The organism is Planococcus plakortidis (genome assembly GCF_001687605.2).
GTDB classification, from domain to species: Bacteria; Bacillota; Bacilli; order Bacillales_A; family Planococcaceae; genus Planococcus; species Planococcus plakortidis.
Genome location: NZ_CP016539.2, coordinates 927,588 through 947,993 on the forward strand (window position 1 = coordinate 927,588; position 20,406 = coordinate 947,993).

General features: G+C 50.6%; 15 protein-coding genes and 2 riboswitches. All 15 genes read left to right on the forward strand.

Annotated features, from left to right (window positions below):
- Nucleotides 1-8: 8 nt before the first annotated feature.
- Nucleotides 9-1,445, forward strand: a complete 1,437-nt coding sequence (locus tag BBI15_RS04725) for an aldehyde dehydrogenase family protein (RefSeq protein WP_068868548.1) — start codon at nt 9-11, stop codon at nt 1,443-1,445.
- Nucleotides 1,446-1,777: 332 nt separating this feature from the next.
- Nucleotides 1,778-3,463: a dihydroxy-acid dehydratase gene (gene ilvD / locus BBI15_RS04730; protein ID WP_068868549.1), complete on the forward strand. Its 1,686-nt coding sequence runs from the start codon at nt 1,778-1,780 to the stop codon at nt 3,461-3,463.
- A 21-nt stretch (nt 3,464-3,484) separates the two neighbouring features.
- Nucleotides 3,485-4,873, forward strand: a complete 1,389-nt coding sequence (locus tag BBI15_RS04735; RefSeq protein ID WP_068868550.1) for an FAD-binding oxidoreductase — start codon at nt 3,485-3,487, stop codon at nt 4,871-4,873.
- Nucleotides 4,874-4,897: 24 nt separating this feature from the next.
- Complete coding sequence (locus BBI15_RS04740) at nt 4,898-5,905, forward strand: TRAP transporter substrate-binding protein (protein ID WP_208599444.1); 1,008 nt, start codon at nt 4,898-4,900, stop codon at nt 5,903-5,905.
- Between the two features lie 116 nt (nt 5,906-6,021).
- Nucleotides 6,022-6,492, forward strand: coding sequence for a TRAP transporter small permease (locus BBI15_RS04745; RefSeq protein ID WP_068868551.1), 471 nt, complete (start codon nt 6,022-6,024; stop codon nt 6,490-6,492).
- Nucleotides 6,493-6,494: 2 nt separating this feature from the next.
- Complete coding sequence (locus BBI15_RS04750) at nt 6,495-7,763, forward strand: TRAP transporter large permease (protein WP_068868552.1); 1,269 nt, start codon at nt 6,495-6,497, stop codon at nt 7,761-7,763.
- 15 nt (nt 7,764-7,778) lie between these two features.
- Entirely contained in the window at nt 7,779-8,864 is a 1,086-nt protein-coding gene (locus tag BBI15_RS04755) for a tartrate dehydrogenase (protein WP_068868553.1), read from the forward strand.
- Complete coding sequence (locus BBI15_RS04760) at nt 8,865-9,626, forward strand: glucose 1-dehydrogenase (protein WP_068868554.1); 762 nt, start codon at nt 8,865-8,867, stop codon at nt 9,624-9,626.
- 17 nt (nt 9,627-9,643) lie between these two features.
- On the forward strand, nt 9,644-11,086 hold the full coding sequence (locus tag BBI15_RS04765; protein WP_068868555.1) for an aldehyde dehydrogenase family protein: 1,443 nt from the start codon (nt 9,644-9,646) through the stop codon (nt 11,084-11,086).
- Between the two features lie 417 nt (nt 11,087-11,503).
- Nucleotides 11,504-12,973, forward strand: a complete 1,470-nt coding sequence (locus BBI15_RS04770; protein WP_068868556.1) for a nicotinate phosphoribosyltransferase — start codon at nt 11,504-11,506, stop codon at nt 12,971-12,973.
- Between the two features lie 11 nt (nt 12,974-12,984).
- Nucleotides 12,985-13,815 (forward strand): ammonia-dependent NAD(+) synthetase, encoded by an 831-nt coding sequence (gene nadE / locus BBI15_RS04775; protein WP_068868557.1) that lies wholly within the window; start codon nt 12,985-12,987, stop codon nt 13,813-13,815.
- Between the two features lie 188 nt (nt 13,816-14,003).
- Nucleotides 14,004-14,954 (forward strand): AAA family ATPase, encoded by a 951-nt coding sequence (locus tag BBI15_RS04780; RefSeq protein ID WP_068868558.1) that lies wholly within the window; start codon nt 14,004-14,006, stop codon nt 14,952-14,954.
- A gap of 35 nt (nt 14,955-14,989) precedes the next feature.
- Nucleotides 14,990-16,165, forward strand: a complete 1,176-nt coding sequence (locus BBI15_RS04785; protein ID WP_237150933.1) for a DUF58 domain-containing protein — start codon at nt 14,990-14,992, stop codon at nt 16,163-16,165.
- A complete protein-coding gene (locus BBI15_RS04790) occupies nt 16,162-18,348 on the forward strand; it encodes a transglutaminase TgpA family protein (protein ID WP_068868560.1) in 2,187 nt (728 codons plus the stop codon). The genes BBI15_RS04785 and BBI15_RS04790 overlap by 4 nt, the downstream gene beginning before the upstream one ends.
- A gap of 31 nt (nt 18,349-18,379) precedes the next feature.
- Nucleotides 18,380-18,481, forward strand: a riboswitch (purine riboswitch).
- A 125-nt stretch (nt 18,482-18,606) separates the two neighbouring features.
- Nucleotides 18,607-20,145, forward strand: coding sequence for a glutamine-hydrolyzing GMP synthase (gene guaA, locus BBI15_RS04795; protein ID WP_068868561.1), 1,539 nt, complete (start codon nt 18,607-18,609; stop codon nt 20,143-20,145).
- Between the two features lie 116 nt (nt 20,146-20,261).
- Nucleotides 20,262-20,363: riboswitch (purine riboswitch) on the forward strand.
- Nucleotides 20,364-20,406 lie beyond the last annotated feature (43 nt).

Consider the following 20,406-nt stretch of genomic DNA (forward strand, 5'->3'; position numbering starts at 1 on the left):
GGGAAAAGATGGCGACACATGTCGAAGGACGGAAAATGTTTTTGGCAGGTGAATGGGTAGACGGAACACAATGGATCGACGTCATCGATCCTCAGGATGGGGCGCTTATCGACCGGGTCCCGGCCGCGACAAAGGAAGACATGGAAGCATGCATCCGAAAGGCACAGGAAGGCGCCAGAATCGCTGCCCGGATGCCGGTAGTCGACCGTATGCGGATTATCGGGAAAGCAGCGGATTATATCAGTTCAAACACAGAGCACTATGCGCGCACCATCGCCAAGGAAAGCAGCAAAACCATTCGCGAAGCCCGGAAAGAAGTGGGGCGCGCTGTTGAAACTTTGCGTTTGAGCGCAGAAGAAGCGAGGCGCATCACAGGGGAGACGATCCCGTTCGACCAATCGCCTGGCGGCATCGGCAAAGTCGGCTATTACCGGCGCTTTCCGCTCGGCATTATCGGGGCGATCACGCCATTTAACGACCCATTGAACTTGGTGGCGCATAAAGTCGGCCCGGCGATCGCGTCGGGCAACGCCATCATCGTCAAGCCAGCGACCGTCACGCCGCTCAGTGCCCTGCTATTGGCGCAAGCCTTTTCTCATGCAGGTTTGCCGGAGAAAATCCTCTCCGTCATCACCGGAAGAGGCGGTGAAATCGGGGATGTGTTGGTCGAACACCCAGCCGTCCGGATGATCAGCTTTACAGGAGGGGCCGAGACCGGGATTGAGATCATCAAAAAAGCAGGCTTGAAAAAAGTGGGCATGGAACTCGGGTCGAATTCGCCCGTCATCGTCCTTAAAGACGCCGATTTGGAAGAAGCGGTGGCATCATCTGTATCAGGTGCGTTTTGGGCAGCCGGGCAAAACTGCCTCGGCGTCCAGCGGGTCTATATCGAAGACCGTGTATTCGATTCATTCAAACAGCAATTCATTGAACAAACCGAACGGTATATCGTCGGTGATAAACAATCTGAACTGACGGATATGGGGCCCTTGATTACTGAAAATGAGGCCAAGCGCGTCGAAGGGCTGGTCCAGGAAGCGCTGGATAAAGGCGCGACGCTTGAAACGGGAGGCGAACGGGACGGTGCATTCTACCCGCCGACAGTGCTCAGCGATGTGCCGGGAGACTGCACGCTTGCGGCAGAAGAGATCTTCGGGCCGGTGGTCTTGCTCTATAGCGTCAAAAATCTTGACGAAGCGATTGAACAGGCCAATGCGGTCGACTATGGGCTGCATGCTGGAATCTTTACCAAAAATCTCAATCATGCACACCGGGCCATTGAGGAACTCGAAGTGGGCGGCGTCATGATCAACGATAGCAGCGATTTCCGCATCGATGCCATGCCATTCGGGGGTGTCAAACAGTCGGGGCTCGGCAGGGAAGGCGTCAAATTCGCAATCCAGGAAATGACGGACACGAAAGTCATTTGCTTTAAATTAGCATAACTGGGCAAAAGCACACCGCTTCCACAGGGTGTGCTTTTTATTGTTATTGCGCACTATGTAAATTTATGCACTGAATTGTTCGCATGTGGTGAGAAAAGCTTTTGGGGCGTATGAAAGCGTATACATGCATAAGATGTGTGACAAATTGTGAAATATTATTATTAATTATCGTTTTATTCATTGAATTCTGAAAAATGTCATCTATAATTAAGAGAAACTCAAATCAGCCGGGAACCTGCTTCCTGCTGCTTGCTAGTTGAGCCAAGCGGGCATACAAAGTTTGTGCATGCCCATAAATCCACTTAGCCGAGACATAGAAAGGATAGGATATCATGAAAAAAGATTTGCGCATCAAGAGTAAAGTGTTCAGCGAAGGGGCGATGAAGGCGCCGAACCGTGCCATGCTGCGGGCGGTCGGGGTAACGGATGAAGGCTTCGAGCAGCCGATGGTCGGCATCGCGAGTACATGGAGCGAAGTGACACCGTGTAATATACATATCGATGAATTGGCAAGAGCCGCAAAAAGAGGGGCAAAAGAAGCGGGGGCTGTGCCGTTCATCTTCAACACCATCACCGTTTCAGACGGGATCTCGATGGGAACCGAAGGCATGAAGTATTCACTATCGAGCCGCGATGTCATTGCGGATTCCATCGAAACGGTCGTCGGTGCGGAAAGCCTGGACGGTCTTGTCGCAATCGGCGGCTGCGATAAAAACATCCCGGGCTGTTTGATAGCCATCGCCAATTCCGAAGTGCCGGCAGTGTTCGTCTATGGCGGGACCATCTCAGCCGGGCGCTACAATGGCCAGGACATCGACATCGTTTCCGTCTTTGAAGGCGTCGGCCAGCATAATAATGGCACGATTGACGACTCGGCACTCCGTAAGATCGAATGCAGCGCATGCCCTGGCGCAGGATCGTGCGGCGGCATGTATACAGCGAACACGATGGCGTCAGCGGCTGAAGCGATGGGCATGAGCTTACCGGGGAGTTCGTCAAATCCGGCAGTGTCCGAATACAAGGAAGCGGACTGTGAAGCTGCAGGCAAAGCGGTGCATAATTTGCTCGAGCTTGGCATCTACCCGAAAGACATCATGACGAAAGAAGCGTTCGAAAACGCCATTACGGTCGTCATGGCGCTTGGCGGTTCGACCAATGCCATTCTTCACTTGCTTGCGATCGCACACGCAGCGGAAGTGGATTTGACGATCGACGATTTCAACCGCCTCCAAAAAACGGTTCCGCATATTGCGGACCTGAAACCGAGCGGCAAATACGTCATGCAGGACCTTCACCGTGTCGGGGGCGTCCAGGCGGTCATGAAAATGCTCTTGGAAGCCGGTTATTTGCATGGGGATTGCATGACCGTTACCGGAAAAACCGTCGCCGAGAATTTGCAGGAAGCCCCGAACCTGACAGAAGGGCAAGATGTGATCATGCCGTTCGACAATCCGAAACGAAAAGACGGCCCGTTGATCGTCCTGAAAGGCAATCTATCCCCGACAGGCGCCGTTGCGAAAGTATCCGGCGTCAAAGTCAACCGCCATACAGGCCCGGCACGCGTCTTCGATAATGAAAAAGAAGCGACTGCAGCGGTCATGGCAAATGAAATCAATGACGGCGACGTTCTCGTCATCCGCTACGTCGGCCCGAAAGGCGGCCCGGGCATGCCGGAAATGCTGTCGATTTCAGCGATTCTCGTCGGAAAAGGCATGGGCGAATCCGTCGCGCTATTGACTGATGGAAGGTTCTCAGGCGGCACGCACGGCCTCGTCGTCGGCCACATCTCGCCGGAAGCGCAATCGGGCGGACCGATCGCTTTGCTCCGAGAAGGCGATATGGTGACGATCGACTCGGACCTGCAGGAAATCTCCATGGACGTATCGGAAGAAGAACTGGAAAAACGCAGAAGCGAATGGACAGCGCCGCCGCTTTACCGCAAAGGCGTGCTTGGAAAATACGCACATAATGTTTCCTGCTCTTCCAAAGGAGCGGTTACGGATTATTTAAATAGATAAAATCTGCAAGGAGGAACCAGCATGAGTTATCTGGAAGAACTCAAGCAGGCATTGGCTGCTGATCGGGTGACCACGAATAGCGCCGTTCTCGACCAGCATAGCCGGGACGAGTCGTACCATACACCGGCCCGTCCTGATGCCGTCATCTTTCCATTATCGTCTGAAGAAGTAAGCCGGGTCATGAAAATTGCCGGCAAGCATGAAATCCCCATCGTTCCATTCGGACTCGGCACTAGCCTTGAAGGACATGTCATTCCATACGCGGGCGGAATTACGATGGATTTCTCATTGATGGATAAAGTGCTGGAAATAAAGCCGGAAGATTTTCTCGTCCGTGTGGAGCCTGGCGTGACCCGATCGAAGCTGAACCAGGAATTGAAAAAGCACGGCCTGTTCTTTTCTGTAGACCCTGGAGCCGATGCAACACTCGGGGGCATGGCGGCGACGAATGCGAGCGGGACGACTTCTGTCCGCTATGGCGTCATGCGCGACCAAGTCCGGGATCTTGAAGTGGTGCTTGCTAACGGCGAAATCATCCATACCGGTAATTTGGCGGTCAAATCATCTTCGGGCTATAACTTGAACGGCTTATTCGTTGGTTCGGAAGGCACGCTCGGCGCATTTACGGAACTTACCTTGCAAGTTTATGGGATACCGGAAATGACCATCGCGGGACGGGCGGACTTTACCTCCATAGATGAAGCCGTCTCGGCGGTGGTGGCGATCCAGTCTGCAGGCATCCAGGTCGCGCGCATCGAATTGGTGGACGCGGCATCGATCGCCCAAGTCAATGCATACAGCCATACCGATTACCCTGAAGTTCCGACTTTATTTCTCGAGTTTCATGGCAATGAAGCAGGGCTCATGCAAGACGTCGATTTTGCCCGTGATATTTTATCCGATAATGGATGCAGCAATTTCAAATTCGAAAAAGATTCACTGGCTAGAGCCCAATTATGGGATGCCCGCCACAATTTAGCTTATGCAGCGATGCGGGCGAATCCAGGCAAAAAAATGATGGTGACGGATGTCTGCCTGCCGATTTCACAATTGGCGGGCGGCATCCACGCTGCACAGGAAGCACTGCGCGCCGAAGGGCTTGAAGGGGGCATTCTCGGGCATGTAGGAGATGGCAATTACCATGCACTGTTGATGATTGATGGCGAAAATCCAGTGGAAATGGCGAAAGCGGAAGCATTTAACCGGGCGATTGTTGAATATGCTTTGTCAAAAGGCGGTTCATGTACCGGTGAACACGGAGTCGGCATCGGCAAGGCGAAGTATCAGCAACTTGAACATGGCAATGCGTATAGTGTCATGCAGGCCCTGAAAAAAACCTTGGACCCGCAAAATCTCTTGAATCCTGGAAAGCTGTTTTATGAAACCGGCAATTCTGCAGCAATGCAATAAACAATAAACAAAGGGGGAAACAAGATGGCGATGAAGAAAATGGGGTTTGCAACAGTATTGGTTGGAGGCGCGCTTGCTTTAACGGCTTGTGGAAATTCAGATAGTGACACATCCGGCGGTGATTCGGAAGAAACATTTAATCTGCAGGCGGGGCATTCATTGCCTGAAGACCATCCGTATCATCTCGGCTTTTTGGAAATGGCTGAAAACGTGGAAGAACGCACGGATGGCCGTGTAACAATCGAGGTGTTCGCCAACAGTGAAATCGGTGCGGAACGCGAATTGACTGAAGGCATGGGACTTGGCACGGTCGACCTGGTCGTTTCTTCTACAGCGCCGGTCACTAACTTTGTTCCTGAACTCGGCGTATTGGATGTGCCATTCCTGTTTAACGACCGGGACTCTGCGGTAGAAATTCTCGAAGGGGAAATCGGCGATGAATTGTTTGCGAAGCTTGAGGAAAACGGCATCGTCGGTTTGTCATGGGGGGAAAACGGCTACCGCCATGTAACGAATGCCGTACGACCGATCAATACGCCAGCCGATTTGGAAGGCTTGAAGATCCGTACGCAGGAAAACGAAATCCATTTAGCAGCTTTTGAGGAATTAGGGGCGCAACCGACACCGATGGCCTGGACTGAAGCGATCACGGCACTCCAGCAAGGCGTTGTGGATGCCCAGGAAAATCCGGCAATCGTGGCGGACCAGTTCAGCTTGTATGACGCGAACCAGAAATACATGAGCTTGACGGGCCACGTCTACTCAGTTGCGATTTACATGATGAGCCAGCAGACATATGACCGGCTTCCGGAAGACCTGCGCGATATCGTCATGGAAGAAGGGCAGAAAGTAGGCTCCATGGAGCGTGACTTGATTGTTGAAATGGAGCAGGAATCTTTGCAGAACCTGAAAGATGCCGGCATGGAAATCATTGAGGAAATCGATACTGCCCCGTTCCAGGAAGCAGTGCGCCCAGTTTACGGCCAGATCGAGCACCAGGACCTGCTGAATCGTATTCTGGACGCGCAGTAATGGACAGTCCCTTTTAAAAGTGGTATTTGCTGGCTACCAGGACGGCGTAGACAAATTATAGGAGAAACTTAAAAAAGAGAGAGCGCCCTCTCTCTTTTTTCTATCGGGGGAAATCGATGATGAAATGGATCGGTTATTTGAATTCAGTGATTAAGCATTTCTTGAATCTGCTTATGGCAGTATTAGTGACAGTTGTGTTTTTGCAGGTTATTTTCCGTTTTGTGCTTGGTTCGCCACTCGCCTGGACAGAAGAAGTGGCCCGTTACAGTTTGATTTGGCTGACGTTTTTAGGTGCGGCTTATGCCATGTCGCTAAAAGCGCATATCGGCATGGAATTTTTCGTCAACCTCTTCCGTACACCTGGCAAGAAAGCGCTCTACATCATCGCTTCAATTGCGAGCCTCATGTTCTTTTTGCTTATGGTGGTTGAAGGATATAATTTAGCGATGCAAGGCATGGCACAGTCTTCACCGGTCTTGCGAATACCGATGGGGATGATTTACATGATCATACCGGTCAGCGGTGCCGTGTTGATCATCAACATGGCTGCACAATTCACACAAGATTTTAAAGACGGGGGTGTGTGAAAATGGCCCTCTTATTGTTTGTGCTGTTAATCGCATTGTTTCTGATTAACGTGCCGATTGCAGTGGCACTCGGACTGGCTTCGGCTTTGGTTTTTTATTTAGAAGGCAATGTATCGATTATTGTCATCATCCAACGCATGTTCAACTCAGTGGATTCCTTTCCATTGATGGCGATTCCATTTTTCATCCTGGCAGGTAAATTGATGGAAAGCGGCGGGATTTCAAACCGCCTCATTCATTTGGCCAATGTCATCTTTGGCCGCGTCAAAGGCGGTCTCGGGATCGTTTCCATTGTAGCCTGTGCATTCTTCGCGGCAATTTCAGGTTCAGCCGCCGCCACGACAGCTGCGGTCGGGGCGCTGATGATTCCCGCAATGGTCAATAAAGGTTACGATAAAAGCTTTTCGACGGCGATTCAAGCGGCCGGCGGCACCATCGGGATCATGATTCCGCCGAGTGTTCCGCTCGTATTGTATGGCGTGGCGGCCGGTGTGTCGGTTGGCGACCTGTTCATCGCTGGAATTGTGCCAGGGCTCATAGTCATGTTGTCTCTGATTTTACTCGTCTATTTCGTTTCCTTGAAAAAAGGCTACGGCGGAGGCGAGAAGTTCGGGGTGAAAGATTTTTTCAAGGCATTTTTGGATGCATTTCTCGCCTTATTGATGCCAGTCATCATTCTCGGCGGCATCTATGGAGGCATTTTCACCCCGACTGAAGCAGCTGTAGTTGCGGTGGTCTACGGTCTTGTCATCGGTTTATTCGTCTACCGTGAAATCAAATTCACGGATCTTGCAGCGATTTTCTCTTCTTCTGTCGTGACGACTGCGGTCATCATGTTCATTATCGCCGGGGCTTCTGTTTTCGGCTATTATTTGACGCGCCAGCGCATTCCGGCTGAATTGACGGAAATGATGCTGAGTTTGACGGACAATTGGATCGTCGCTTTATTGATCATCAACTTAGTGCTGTTGCTTTGCGGGGTTTTCCTCGAGACATCTGCGGCGATCATCATCCTGACGCCGATTCTTGCGCCGATTGCAACTGCCCTCGGCATCGACTTGGTGCATTTCGGCATTATCATGGTCGTCAACCTTGGCATCGGATTCATCACGCCGCCGGTAGGCGTTAACTTATTTGTGGCGGCGAATATCGCGGGCACTAAATTCGAAAGCCTGCTCCGGGCGATTGTACCTTTCATTCTCATCATGGTGATTGACGTAATCATTTTGTCCTTTATCCCGGAAATCAGTTTGTTCTTGTTAGGAGATTAAGTGAGGAGGAAACTCATGGCGACTTATAAGATAGCGGTATTGCCGGGCGATGGCATCGGCCCGGACGTCACGAAAGAAGCGGTTCGCGTACTGGAATTGATCCGCGAAGTGGATCCCGGATTCGACGTCCATTTTACCGAATTCAACTGGAACAGTGAATATTATTTGGAACACGGCACCATGATGCCTGAAGACGGCCTTGAACAATTAAAGGCGTTCGACGCGATTTTGTTCGGTGCCATCGGTGATGCACGTGTCGCTGATGAAATCAGCATTTGGCAATTGATCATGCCGATCCGCAAAAACTTCCGTCAATATGTCAATATGCGGCCGATTAAACGGCTAGTGGGAATTGAGTCGCCTTTGAAGAATGATGCACCTGTCGATTTTGTCGTCTTCCGTGAAAATGCGGAAGGGGAATATTCGAACGTCGGCGGGCGCTTGTATACCGAACAACCGCAGGAGATGGCGATACAAAACACAGTCATCACCCGTGCCGGTGTCGAGCGCATCACCCGCTATGCATACGAATATGCCCGGGCCACAGGCCGGAAGAAAGTGACAAGCGCCACGAAGTCCAACGCCATCATCCATTCCATGAAATTGTGGGATGAAGCGGTCGCTGCGGTAGCAGGGGAATATGGGGGCATCGAACATGAAAGTTATTTCATCGATGCGCTCGCCGCCTATTTCGTTGAACGCCCCGAATCATTCGAGGTGGTGGTCGCCTCGAACCTTTTCGGGGATATTTTGACGGATTTGGGTGCGGCCATTGTCGGGGGTCTCGGTGTTACGCCTTCCGGCAATATTAACCCGGAACGCGATTTTCCATCGATGTTTGAAGCGATTCACGGTTCAGCGCCCGACATTGCAGGCAAAGGCATCGCCAATCCGATCGCCCAGATCTGGTCGGCAGCATTGATGGTCGACCATCTCGGCAGGCCGGAATTGGCAAAGGCCATCGTATCGGCGATCGAACAAGTGCTGGGCGAAGGAAAGGTCCGTACCCCGGATCTTGGGGGAGACGCCACGACCGAACAGCTCGGTGGGGCGATTGCGCAAGCGGTGAAAGAGCAACTTACAGTGAAAGGAGGGCGTTAAATGGAGATTCGGTTGGATGGCAAAACAGCAATCATTACCGGGGCTGGCGGCGGCATGGGTAAAGCGGCAGTGGAACGTTTTCTGGAAAGCGGGGCAAACGTTGCTGCGCTCGATATCCGCACCGAGTCATTAGGGGAGTTGAAAAAGCGGTATCAGGAAAAATTGCTGGTCATTGACAGCAACTTAACGGAACAGGCAAGCGTAGAAGCTGCTTTTAAAGAAATAAACGAGGCCTATGGGCGCATCGACATATTGGCGAATGTGGCCGGGATCGCCCAATCAGCCACGGACATCGAAGAAGTTTCCCTGGAAATGTGGGAGCGGATTTTTTCCATCAATACCAAGGCGGTCTTCCTCACTTCCCGGGCAGCCGTTCCATATATGAAACGTCAGGGGTCAGGGGCAATCTTGAACGTAGCATCGATTTCAGTCGAACGCCCGCGTCCGGGATTGAATGCTTACATTGCATCCAAAGGGGCAACGGTATCGTTGACGAAAGCCCTGGCAATCGAACTGGCCCCGCATCACATTCGCGTCAATTGCGTCAACCCTGGGCCGTCCGATACTCAGATGCTTGGAGAATTTACGGCAGCAGGAGCCGACGTGGAGTCGATGAAAGAAAATACTTTCCGGAAAAGCGTACCGCTTGGCGACTTGATCCAGCCGCAGGACATAGCCAATGCCCTCCTGTACATGAGTTCGGATTTAGCGAGAATGATGACTGGAAGCGTCGTCAATGTCGACGGCGGACGAGGCATCTAATGAAAGGAAGAGAGCGCATGGATAACAAGAAAATGTATGTGGCAGGCGAGTGGCAGGACAGCGTCAACCTGGAATGGTTCGAAACGAAAGATCCATCGACCGGAACAGTGCTGGCGCAAGTGCCAAGGGGCAAAGCGGAAGACATCGACCGTGCCGTGGCCGCTGCGAGAACTTGCTTTGAATCGGAAGCTTGGCAGCAATTCCATCCGGCTGAACGTGGGCGGATCATGCAAAAAATCGCCGCAGCATTGCGGGAAGACCTGGAATCGATTGCGCTTCTTGAGACGCATGACACCGGGAAACCGTTGACGCAAGGAAGGAAAGATGTGGAGGCGGCAGCTCAATATTTCGAATACTACGCGGGAATGGCGGATAAGATTTTCGGCGAAACGATTCCTGTGCAGCCTGGCATACTCGATTACACGCTGCGCGAGCCGATCGGTGTGACCGCCCACATCGTGCCATGGAATTACCCGCTGCAGATCATTGCGCGTTCAGCGGCCGCAGCAATTGCGACAGGCAATACAGTGGTCGCAAAACCAGCGGAAGACACACCGCTGACAGCATTGAAACTGGCGGAGATCATTGACCAAACCACATTGCCGAAAGGCGTGTTCAATGTCGTGACAGGCTACGGGTCCGAAGCGGGAGCAGCACTTTGCGAGCACCCCGACATTGACCATATTACATTCACTGGATCGGTCCAGACAGGTTCCGCCGTAATGGCGGCAGCTGCGAGAAACGTCAAACCGGTCACATTGGAACTCGGCGGCAAATCGCCGAATGTCCTCTTTGAGGATTGCGACCAGGAAGAAGCACTCGATTGGGTTTCGCGTTCGATCATCCAAAATGCCGGGCAGACCTGCTCGGCCGGATCGAGGCTATTAATCCACCAGTCGATCAAAGAGGAATTTCTACATAAACTGGCTGAACGTCTAGAAAGCGTGAGCGTCGGCAAAGGGGAAGACGATTTGGATCTTGGCCCTGTCCTGAATGAAAAACAATACGAACGCATTCAGGGGTTCATGGAAACAGCGAGAAACGAAGGCGCGAAATTCCGCTGCGGTGGCCATAGGGAACAAGGTGATGGACTGTCCGGCGGATATTTTTTCCAGCCAACCATCATTGAAGGTTTATCGCCCGAAAGCCATGTTTCGCAGGAAGAGATCTTCGCGCCGGTCATGGCGGTTTTTGCTTTTGAGACAGAAGAAGAAGCCATCCGGCTCGCGAATGGGACGGAATACGGCCTCGTTGCCGGGATCTGGACAAAAGACGCTTCCCGGGCACATCGAGTCGCTTCCAAAATCCGCGCTGGCCAGGTCTTCATCAATAATTACGGAGCCGGCGGTGGCGTGCAGATGCCGTTCGGCGGGTACAAAAAAAGCGGTTTCGGCCGTGAAAAAGGGCTCGAAGCCTTGCGCAATTACACGGTCCTGAAAAATGTCGCATTGAAATATTAGCATTGGAAAAGGGCTGCCCTCATTTGAGGGCAGCCCTTTGTTTATTTAGGTAACAATCGTGTGTTTTGACTTAAATATTAACCCGTAACGAACGGGGAATCATTTCCATTGAAAGTGTTTGCTTTCATTGCCGCGGTAATAGTTCCACTGGGTGCTTTAAACTTAAGCAACGTAAACCCTACCTTCTTTTACGTCCTTGCGATCCTGTAATCGCGCCAGTGTGAATAAGTATCTTCAAAAACATTGCGTAGAATGCCAGTCATCAAAATTTGCATGTTACCTCGTAGTTAACTTTGAATACTATCTCACATTTTGGGGTATACGTCAAGGATAGGACCGATGTGCGAATACACCACCTTATAAAATGAGGAATTTGTTGTATAATGATAGTCATTACTGTGGAAGAAGGGGATTTTTGTGGAAACGCGTTATGCAGATGATAGCTTGGCATTACATACCGATCTATACCAGATCAATATGGCGGAAACCTATTGGGCGGATGGGATGCACGAACGGAAAGCGGTGTTTGAATTATTTTTCCGGAAATTGCCATTCGGCAATGGTTATGCCACATTTGCGGGGCTTCAGCGAGTGCTTGATTATTTGAAGAACTTCCATTTTTCGGAAAGTGATATTGCTTATTTACGCGATGAACTTGGCTACAGGGAAGATTTTCTTGATTATTTAAGGGGAGTCCGTTTCACGGGAGACGTGTACTCAGTTGTCGAAGGTGAGCTTGTTTTCCAAAATGAACCATTGATCCGCATCGAAGCGCCCCTATTGGAAGCGCAATTGGTCGAGACGGCGCTTTTGAATATCGTCAATTACCAAACTTTGATCGCCACCAAAGCAAGCCGTATCAAACAAGTCGTGGGTACAGAACGCGTCATGGAATTCGGCACTCGCCGCGCACAGGAAATGGATGCGGCGATTTGGGGCACGCGGGCTGCATACATCGGCGGCTTGGAATCGACGAGCAACACACGGGCCGCCAAATTATTCGGCATACCGGCAGCTGGTACGCATGCCCATTCCATGATCCAGGCCTATAAAGACGAGTACGAGGCGTTTCATGCCTATGCGAAACGCCATCGTGAATGCGTCTTTTTGGTCGACACCTACGACACATTGAAATCCGGCTTGCCAATCGCCATCCAAGTCGCGCAGGAACTTGGCGACAAGATCAATTTCCGCGGCATTCGCTTAGATAGCGGGGATATTGCCTTTTTATCCAAGGAAGCGCGGAAAATGCTTGATGAGGCAGGGTTCACTGAAACCGAGGTGGTCGTGTCGAACGACCTGGATGAATACACCATCCTCAACCTGAAAGCTCAAGGTGCCCGCGTCGACGCGTGGGGCATCGGGACGAAGCTCATCACTGCCTATGACCAGCCGGCACTTGGTGCGGTGTACAAACTCGTCTCGATCGAAAACAGTTCGGGAGGGATGGAAGACACCATCAAGATCTCGGGCAATGCAGAAAAAGTGACCACCCCGGGATTGAAAAACGTTTACCGGATTATAGATAGGGAAAACGGGAAATCAGAAGGTGATTATATCACGATGCACGATGAAAACCCGGCTTCTGAAGAACGCTTGAAAATGTTTCACCCTGTCCATACATTCGTGTCGAAGTTCATCACCAACTTCGATGCCGTGAACATCCACCAGCAAGTTATCAAAGCGGGAGACGTCATTTATGAAAGCCCGCCGTTGGCAGAAATACAGAAATATGCAACCGGGACACTCGACTTGCTGTGGGATGAATACAAACGGTCGCTTAACCCGGAGGAATACCCGGTTGATTTGAGCGAGAAATGCTGGAACAACAAAATGCGGAATATCCAGGAAGTGCGGGAATCGATTAAGGATTTCACGAACAAATAAGGAGGATCTACATGCCGACATTACAACAGCAGATTATCAACGAACTGAAGGTACAACCTTCAATCAATCCACAGGAAGAGATAAAACGCACCGTCGAATTCCTGAAAGAGTACTTAAAGCAGCATTCATTTCTAAAGGGGTTTGTGCTCGGCATCTCAGGAGGCCAGGATTCAACACTTGCCGGCAAGCTGGCCCAGATGGCAGTCGATGAATTGAACGAGGAAGAAGGGGGCGACACTTACGGATTTTACGGCGTGCGCCTGCCATACGGCGTACAATTCGACGAACATGATGCCCAAGATGCCATCGATTTTATCCGGCCGACTAAAATCTATACTATCAATATTAAAGAAGCGGTCGATGCAAGCGACCGCGCATTAGAGGCGGAAGGCATCAAGTTGACGGATTTCGCAAAAGGCAACGAAAAAGCACGCGAACGCATGAAAGCGCAGTATTCCGTTGCCGCCATGCATGATGCAGTCGTTCTCGGAACCGATCATGCGGCTGAGGCGATTACCGGTTTTTACACGAAATACGGTGATGGCGCAGCTGATTTGGTCCCGTTGTTCCGGTTGAATAAGCGTCAGGGCCGTGAAATGCTGAAGGCGCTCGGCTCGCCGGAACACTTGTATACGAAAGTCCCGACAGCCGATTTGGAAGAGGACAAGCCGGCCATTCCGGATGAAATTGCACTCGGCATCACCTATGACCAAATCGACGATTATTTGGAAGGCAAGGAGATTCCGGCAGAGGCGCGTGAGAAGCTCGAAGGCTATTACCTAAAAACTCAGCATAAGCGCAATTTACCGATAACGATTTTCGATGATTTCTGGAAAAAATAATTAAGCAGGCCAACAAGGCGGGAAAAGCACATGCTTTTCCCGTTTTTCCATTTGGGGCATAATTTTGGGGAAGGCTAGTGCAAGGCATGCCGTGTTGGCTAAGTTGAGTTATCGCCAGGAATCCGATATGATGGCAATAAGATTGTGATAATTCAAAACTTTTTTCACTTACTATGGGAGGAACCGATATGAAAGCGACAGAGCAATTAGGGAAAGTCATAGGGAATATCGAAAAAGTGATTATCGGTAAACGCGAAATCGCCGAGTTGAGTTTAGTCGCTTTATTGTCGCATGGCCATGTTTTGCTGGAAGATGTCCCGGGCGTCGGCAAGACGATGCTTGTCCGGGCGCTGGCAAAATCGGTCGGAGCGGATTTCAAGCGCATCCAGTTCACGCCGGATCTCTTGCCTTCGGATGTGGTGGGCGTTTCTATCTATAATCCGAAAGACATGCAATTTCATTTCCGCCCTGGCCCGATCATGGGCAATATCGTCTTGGCAGATGAAATCAACCGGACCTCACCCAAAACACAGTCTGCATTATTGGAAGCAATGGAAGAGGCGTCCGTCACAACAGATGGCGTGACGATGCAGATCCCCAAACCGTTTTTCGTCATGGCGACCCAAAACCCGATCGAGTACGAAGGAACTTATCCATTGCCGGAAGCGCAATTGGACCGCTTTTTGCTGAGAGTGAAAATGGGCTACCCGACGCGGGAAGAAGAAATCGAGGTATTGACCCGCTCCCAGTCGATTCCGCCCATCGAAGAACTGGAATCCGTGCTGACGCTGGAAGAATTACTCAAGCTGCAGGAGGAAGTGCGGACGATTCGCGTGGATGACACGATCCGCACTTATATTGTGGAACTCGCGACCCAAACACGCCGTGATCCATACGTCTATCTAGGGGTCAGCCCGCGTGGCTCGATTGCCTTGATGAAAGCGGCACAAGCCTATGCCATGCTGAAAGGCCGTGACTATGTCACTCCGGACGATGTTCAGTATTTGGCGAAATTCGTCTTCGGCCATCGCATCATGCTTCGTTCGGAAGCGCGCTACGACGGTATTACAGCTGAAGAACTGACAGAGCGCATCATCGCTAAGACGCGTGTCCCTGTACAAAGGCTTGTGAATCAATGAAGCGGGGCAAACAAATTTTGGGTTCTTCGGGCAGGATGATATTTGTGCTCATCCTGCTTTTTTTGACTTTTTCATTCGCCATGTTCCAAGGCGGTTTTGTCAGTTGGTTTATTTTCTATGTATCCATTCCTTTCATCCTCTACTCCGTCTTATTGTCATTCTATCCATTGCGGAATTTGCGCGCAGAACGGGTAGTCCACACGCCGCGAGTACGGAGCGGCCATCGCTTTTCAGCCACGATCACCGTTCGGCGAACGTTTCCGTTTCCTTTGCTTTACACCGTGCTCGAGGAACAGGCGCAATCTGCGCGGCTTAAAGTCCGCATGGCTGAAGTTGGCAGGCAGTTGTTGCTTCCGGGCTTTCGGCGCGAATTTTCCTGGAGCTATGAAATTGGGGAAATGCCAAGGGGGGAGCATGTTTTAGAAGGCGTCATGGTAGAAACTTCCGATTTTTTTGGGTGGGTGAAAAAACGCCAGCTATTGCCGGTCCGGCAGTCTATACTGGTTTACCCGAACACCGCTGAAATGATGTACCGCCCGATTGGCTCCAGTTTTGACCAGGGCTCGATCGCAGCCCCATTTACTTTAGTGAAAGACACTACAATGGCAAGCGGGATCCGTGATTACCAGCCGGGAGACCGGGTGTCATGGATTCACTGGAAATCGTTTGCGCGTACTCAGACGATGCGCACGAAAGAGTTCGAAGACCGTCAATCACAGGACTTATTTTTGCTCGATGACCGTTCTCCTTCTGCCGTTTTCGAAACGCAAGTCGAATTGATTGCCTCGATTCTTACTTCTGTAGTGGCGTCCCATGCGAGTGTCGCCTATCTATCCGCCGGCACGCCGCGTGCTTTTTTCCCGCTGATTCAAAATGATGAGCAATTGCAGCGGGCCCTCTATCATTTGGCGAAAGTACAAGATGATTTGGACCGGCCGATCGAAGCAGTCGTCGGTCAGGACTTGAAACAAATCCGCGTGTCGAGCTTAGTCTATGTGACGGGTTCGTTGTCGCGGGAGATGGTCGATGAAATCCGTCGGAACGTAACGGGCTTAAGCCAATGCCTATGTTTGGTCGCGATAGAAAAAGGCCAGTCACTCACACCGGAAGATGAAAGAACCCATCAATATGCAAGGTCCAGAGGTTTCCGCGTGAAGCTGATCGGGCCTGAGAATTTCGCTTCGGCGTTTATGGAGGCGAACCATTCATGACATCCATCAGAAAAAACAAGATATTTATGGGCTTATTGTATATATTGGTGTTTTTCCTGTTGTCGGAATGGCTCCGTCCGGTCATCGAATTAACCGAAACAGGCCATCACCGCCTGTTCTTGATCTTTGTGGCACTTGGCCTTGTCATGGCGTTCTTTGACATTCCGTGGTGGGTCACCGGTCCTTTGAAATTATTGTATATCTTATGGTTTATCGTCTATGTATACACGGGCAAACCATTTTTTACGGTGGAAAGCATAGTGTTTATTATGGAGCAGGTGAGCACCAGCTTGTCGGCGCTCTTCAGCCAAGAATGGCAGGCGACGACTGATGTATTCCGTACCGTCCTGTTCTTTGCGCTGTTGTGGATGGCCATTTACCTTATTCATTATTGGGTCAGTTTCCGGCTGAGCATTTTCCTGTTCTATCTGCTGACGGTGATTTTCGTTGCCGTGCTGGATACATTCAGCCCGTACTCTGGCGATGCAGCGATTGTCCGCATTATGGTCATCGGCTTATTGCTGGCGGGTTTATTGCATTTGGCCAGGTGGATGGAGCGGTACGGAGCGGCGGCGAAAAAGGATAGATTGTTGGTCTTTTCGATTCCTTTATTATTGCTGTTGGTCGCATCGACGGCTCTTGCATTTTATCTGCCGAAAGCCGCACCGATTTGGCCGGATCCTGTTCCGTATATCACTTCCTATTCCGGAAAGGGCGGTGCCGGGGAAGGGGGCGTTGGTCGCATCGGCTACGGCGTCGATGATTCACAGCTTGGCGGCTCGTTCGTTTCTGATGACACAACTGTCTTCAGGGCGGAAGTCGAAGAAGGCCAATACTGGAAAGTTGAAGTCAAAGATGTCTATACGACAAAGGGCTGGGAGCTTTCAGAAGAAGATGCGCAGGAACAGCTTTACCGCAATGGCGATGAGGTCGCCACCGACTTCCCGCCTGAAGGTGAAGAACGCTCTTCTGCCCTTGTGGACATGGAACTGCCATTCCCGTTTGTTCTCTATCCTTACGGCACTGCTTCTTTCTTAATGGAAGAAACGCTCGATTATCGTTACGATCCGGTCCAACAGCGCTTTGACACTTTGCAGGAAAACGCGACTTTTGAACCTGATGTCTATGAAGTGTTCTACAGCGAGCCCTCCTATAGCCTGACAGCATTGCGTGAAACCGATACGGAACAACTGTCTGAATTGCCGCCGGAATACGATCGATACTTGCAATTGCCTGATGAATTGCCTGAAAGGGTAAGGGAATTGGCGCAACAAATAGCCGCTGGTTCAGACACGGTTTATGGGCAAGCGCAGGCAGTCGAACGTTACTTCAGTACCAATGGCTTTGAATACAGCCAAAGTGACATCGCGGTTCCAGCAGAAGACCAGGACTATGTCGATCAATTCCTTTTTGAAACGCAGCGCGGCTATTGCGATAACTTCTCAACCTCGATGGTCGTTTTACTGCGGTCGCTGGATATTCCAGCACGCTGGGTGAAAGGTTTTAATGAAGGCGAAGTCATCGATACAGTGGATGGCTACGACGTATACGAAGTCACGAACAACAATGCGCACTCATGGGTAGAAGCGTATATGCCAGGGGTGGGTTGGATGATGTTTGAGCCGACCATCGGCTTTACAGGCGCCTCATCCATTGATTTCGATTTGGAAATCGATACGTCCGAACCGGAAGAAGAGGAGATGCCTGACCGTCCTGAACCTGAACCCGAAGCCCAGCCTGAACAACCGGACGCAGGAGCAGGGGCAGATGCAGGCCCGACAGCGGGTGAGCGTTTTCTTGCTTTTGTCTCCGAACATGCAGGAAAGCTCATTGCAGCCACATTCGCCTTGTTGTTGCTAGCATTCATGCTATTCAAGGTCCGCAAAAAATGGATGCCGAAAGTGTTGATTCCGTACTACCGTAGAAAAGAGGCAGACGCGGAAACATTCGAAAAAGCCTATCTGCGGCTCTTGAAACAATTGGAACTTTATGGAATAAAACGGGGGCCAGGCCAGACGTTGCGCTCATATGCCGAATACGTCGATTCATTCTTTGGCACGAAAGAGATGACGGAATTGACGGCGGCGTATGAAAAATCCGTTTACGGCGGGGATACGAAATCAATCGATTGGCCGGAACTGAAGGAAAGTTGGGAAAATTTAATCAATCGGACAAGCGGTTGATTTTGAAAACGCAAGCCTGTACAATTGAGAAAATTATAGAATACAGTGCCCTCATATATGTCCGATGATACGGTTCGGATGTCTCTACCAAGTCACCGGAAATGACTTGACTATGAAGGCGGATGACGCATGCTTATTTGCATGCGCATTCGTCTTTTTAACGTAGAGGACAAGAACGCGAGGAGTGATTTTTCGCGTTCTTTTTTATATTGTGGCCTGAATCGAATAGAAGAGGTGAAGGATTTGCCAGTCAGCCCTATGTTGAAGGAACAGAAAAAAATCGTCGTCTTGGATTTCGGCAGCCAATACAATCAATTGATCACGCGCCGCATCCGTGAAATCGGTGTCTATAGCGAACTCCACCCACATACGATTACCGCGACTGAAATCAAGGAAATGAATGCCACGGGGATCATCTTCTCAGGCGGGCCAAACTCCGTCTATGACGAAAATGCGTTTTCCATCGATCCTGAAATTTTCGAGATGGGACTGCCGATACTCGGCATCTGCTACGGCATGCAATTGATGGCGCTTCGCATGGAAGGGAAAGTCGAAAAAGCTTCCAACCGCGAGTACGGGAAAGCCGAATTGACCTTGACGAAAGAAAGCTCCATTTTCAAAGATGTGCCAGAAGAGCAAATCGTCTGGATGAGCCACGGCGACCTAGTGACAGCAGCTCCTCCTGGATTTGACGTCATCGCGACAAGCCCGGGCTGCCCGATTGCAGCCATGGCAAACGAAGAGCGTAAACTTTACGGCGTCCAGTACCATCCGGAAGTCCGCCATTCGGTTTACGGAAACGAAATGCTGCGCCAGTTTGTCTTCGATGTATGTGGCATGAAAGACGAATGGTCGATGGAAAATTACATTGAATTGGAAATCGCAAAAATCCGCGAGCAAGTGGGCGATAAAAAAGTCCTTTGCGCACTAAGCGGCGGCGTTGATTCTTCAGTTGTAGCCGTTTTGATCCACAAAGCGATCGGCGATCAATTGACATGCATGTTCGTAGACCACGGCTTGCTCCGTAAAGGGGAAGCGGAAAGCGTCATGAAAACTTTCGCCGACGGTTTCCATATGAACGTCATCAAGATCGATGCCCGCGAGCGCTTCCTGAAAAAACTTGAAGGCGTCAGCGACCCCGAACAGAAACGCAAAATCATCGGCAATGAATTCATCTATGTATTCGACGATGAAGCAGAGAAACTAAAAGGCATGGACTTCCTTGCCCAAGGCACACTCTATACCGATATTATCGAAAGCGGTACGACGACTGCCCAAACGATCAAATCCCACCACAACGTGGGCGGCTTGCCTGAAGACATGCAATTTGAATTGATCGAACCCCTGAATACCTTATTCAAAGACGAAGTTCGCGCGCTCGGCACCGAGCTTGGCATGCCGGATGAAATTGTTTGGCGCCAGCCATTCCCAGGCCCTGGCCTCGGGATCCGTATCATGGGAGCGGTCACGGAAGAAAAACTTGAAATCGTCCGAGAATCGGATTGGATCTTGCGCGATGAAATCAAGAAAGCCGGCCTTGATCGTGACATCTGGCAATACTTTACGGTACTTCCCGATATCCGCAGCGTAGGTGTCATGGGTGATGCCCGTACTTACGATTACGCAATCGGGATTCGTGCAGTCACTTCGATTGACGGCATGACATCGGATTGGGCACGTATTCCATGGGATGTGCTCGAGAAAATCAGTGTCCGTCTCGTCAATGAAGTAGATCACATCAACCGCGTATTATACGATATTACGAGCAAGCCACCTGCAACAATCGAGTGGGAATAAAAATAAACGGCTGTAATTAGCAGCCGTTTTTCCTTTTTTTACGAACTTTCATTCAAAAAAAGGTATAAATGTTCGTGTTTACCCTTGTTTTTGGATACCTATCATGGTATTGTATAGATGAAATTAAATAAGCTTGTCGTATAAATTCAGGGATATGGCCTGAAAGTCTCTACCGGTTCACCGTAAATGAACCGACTACGATTTTGGTCCGCCGCATAAAGCGGGGGATCCTCTGTTTTCGGGCAGGGATAATCGGACGCA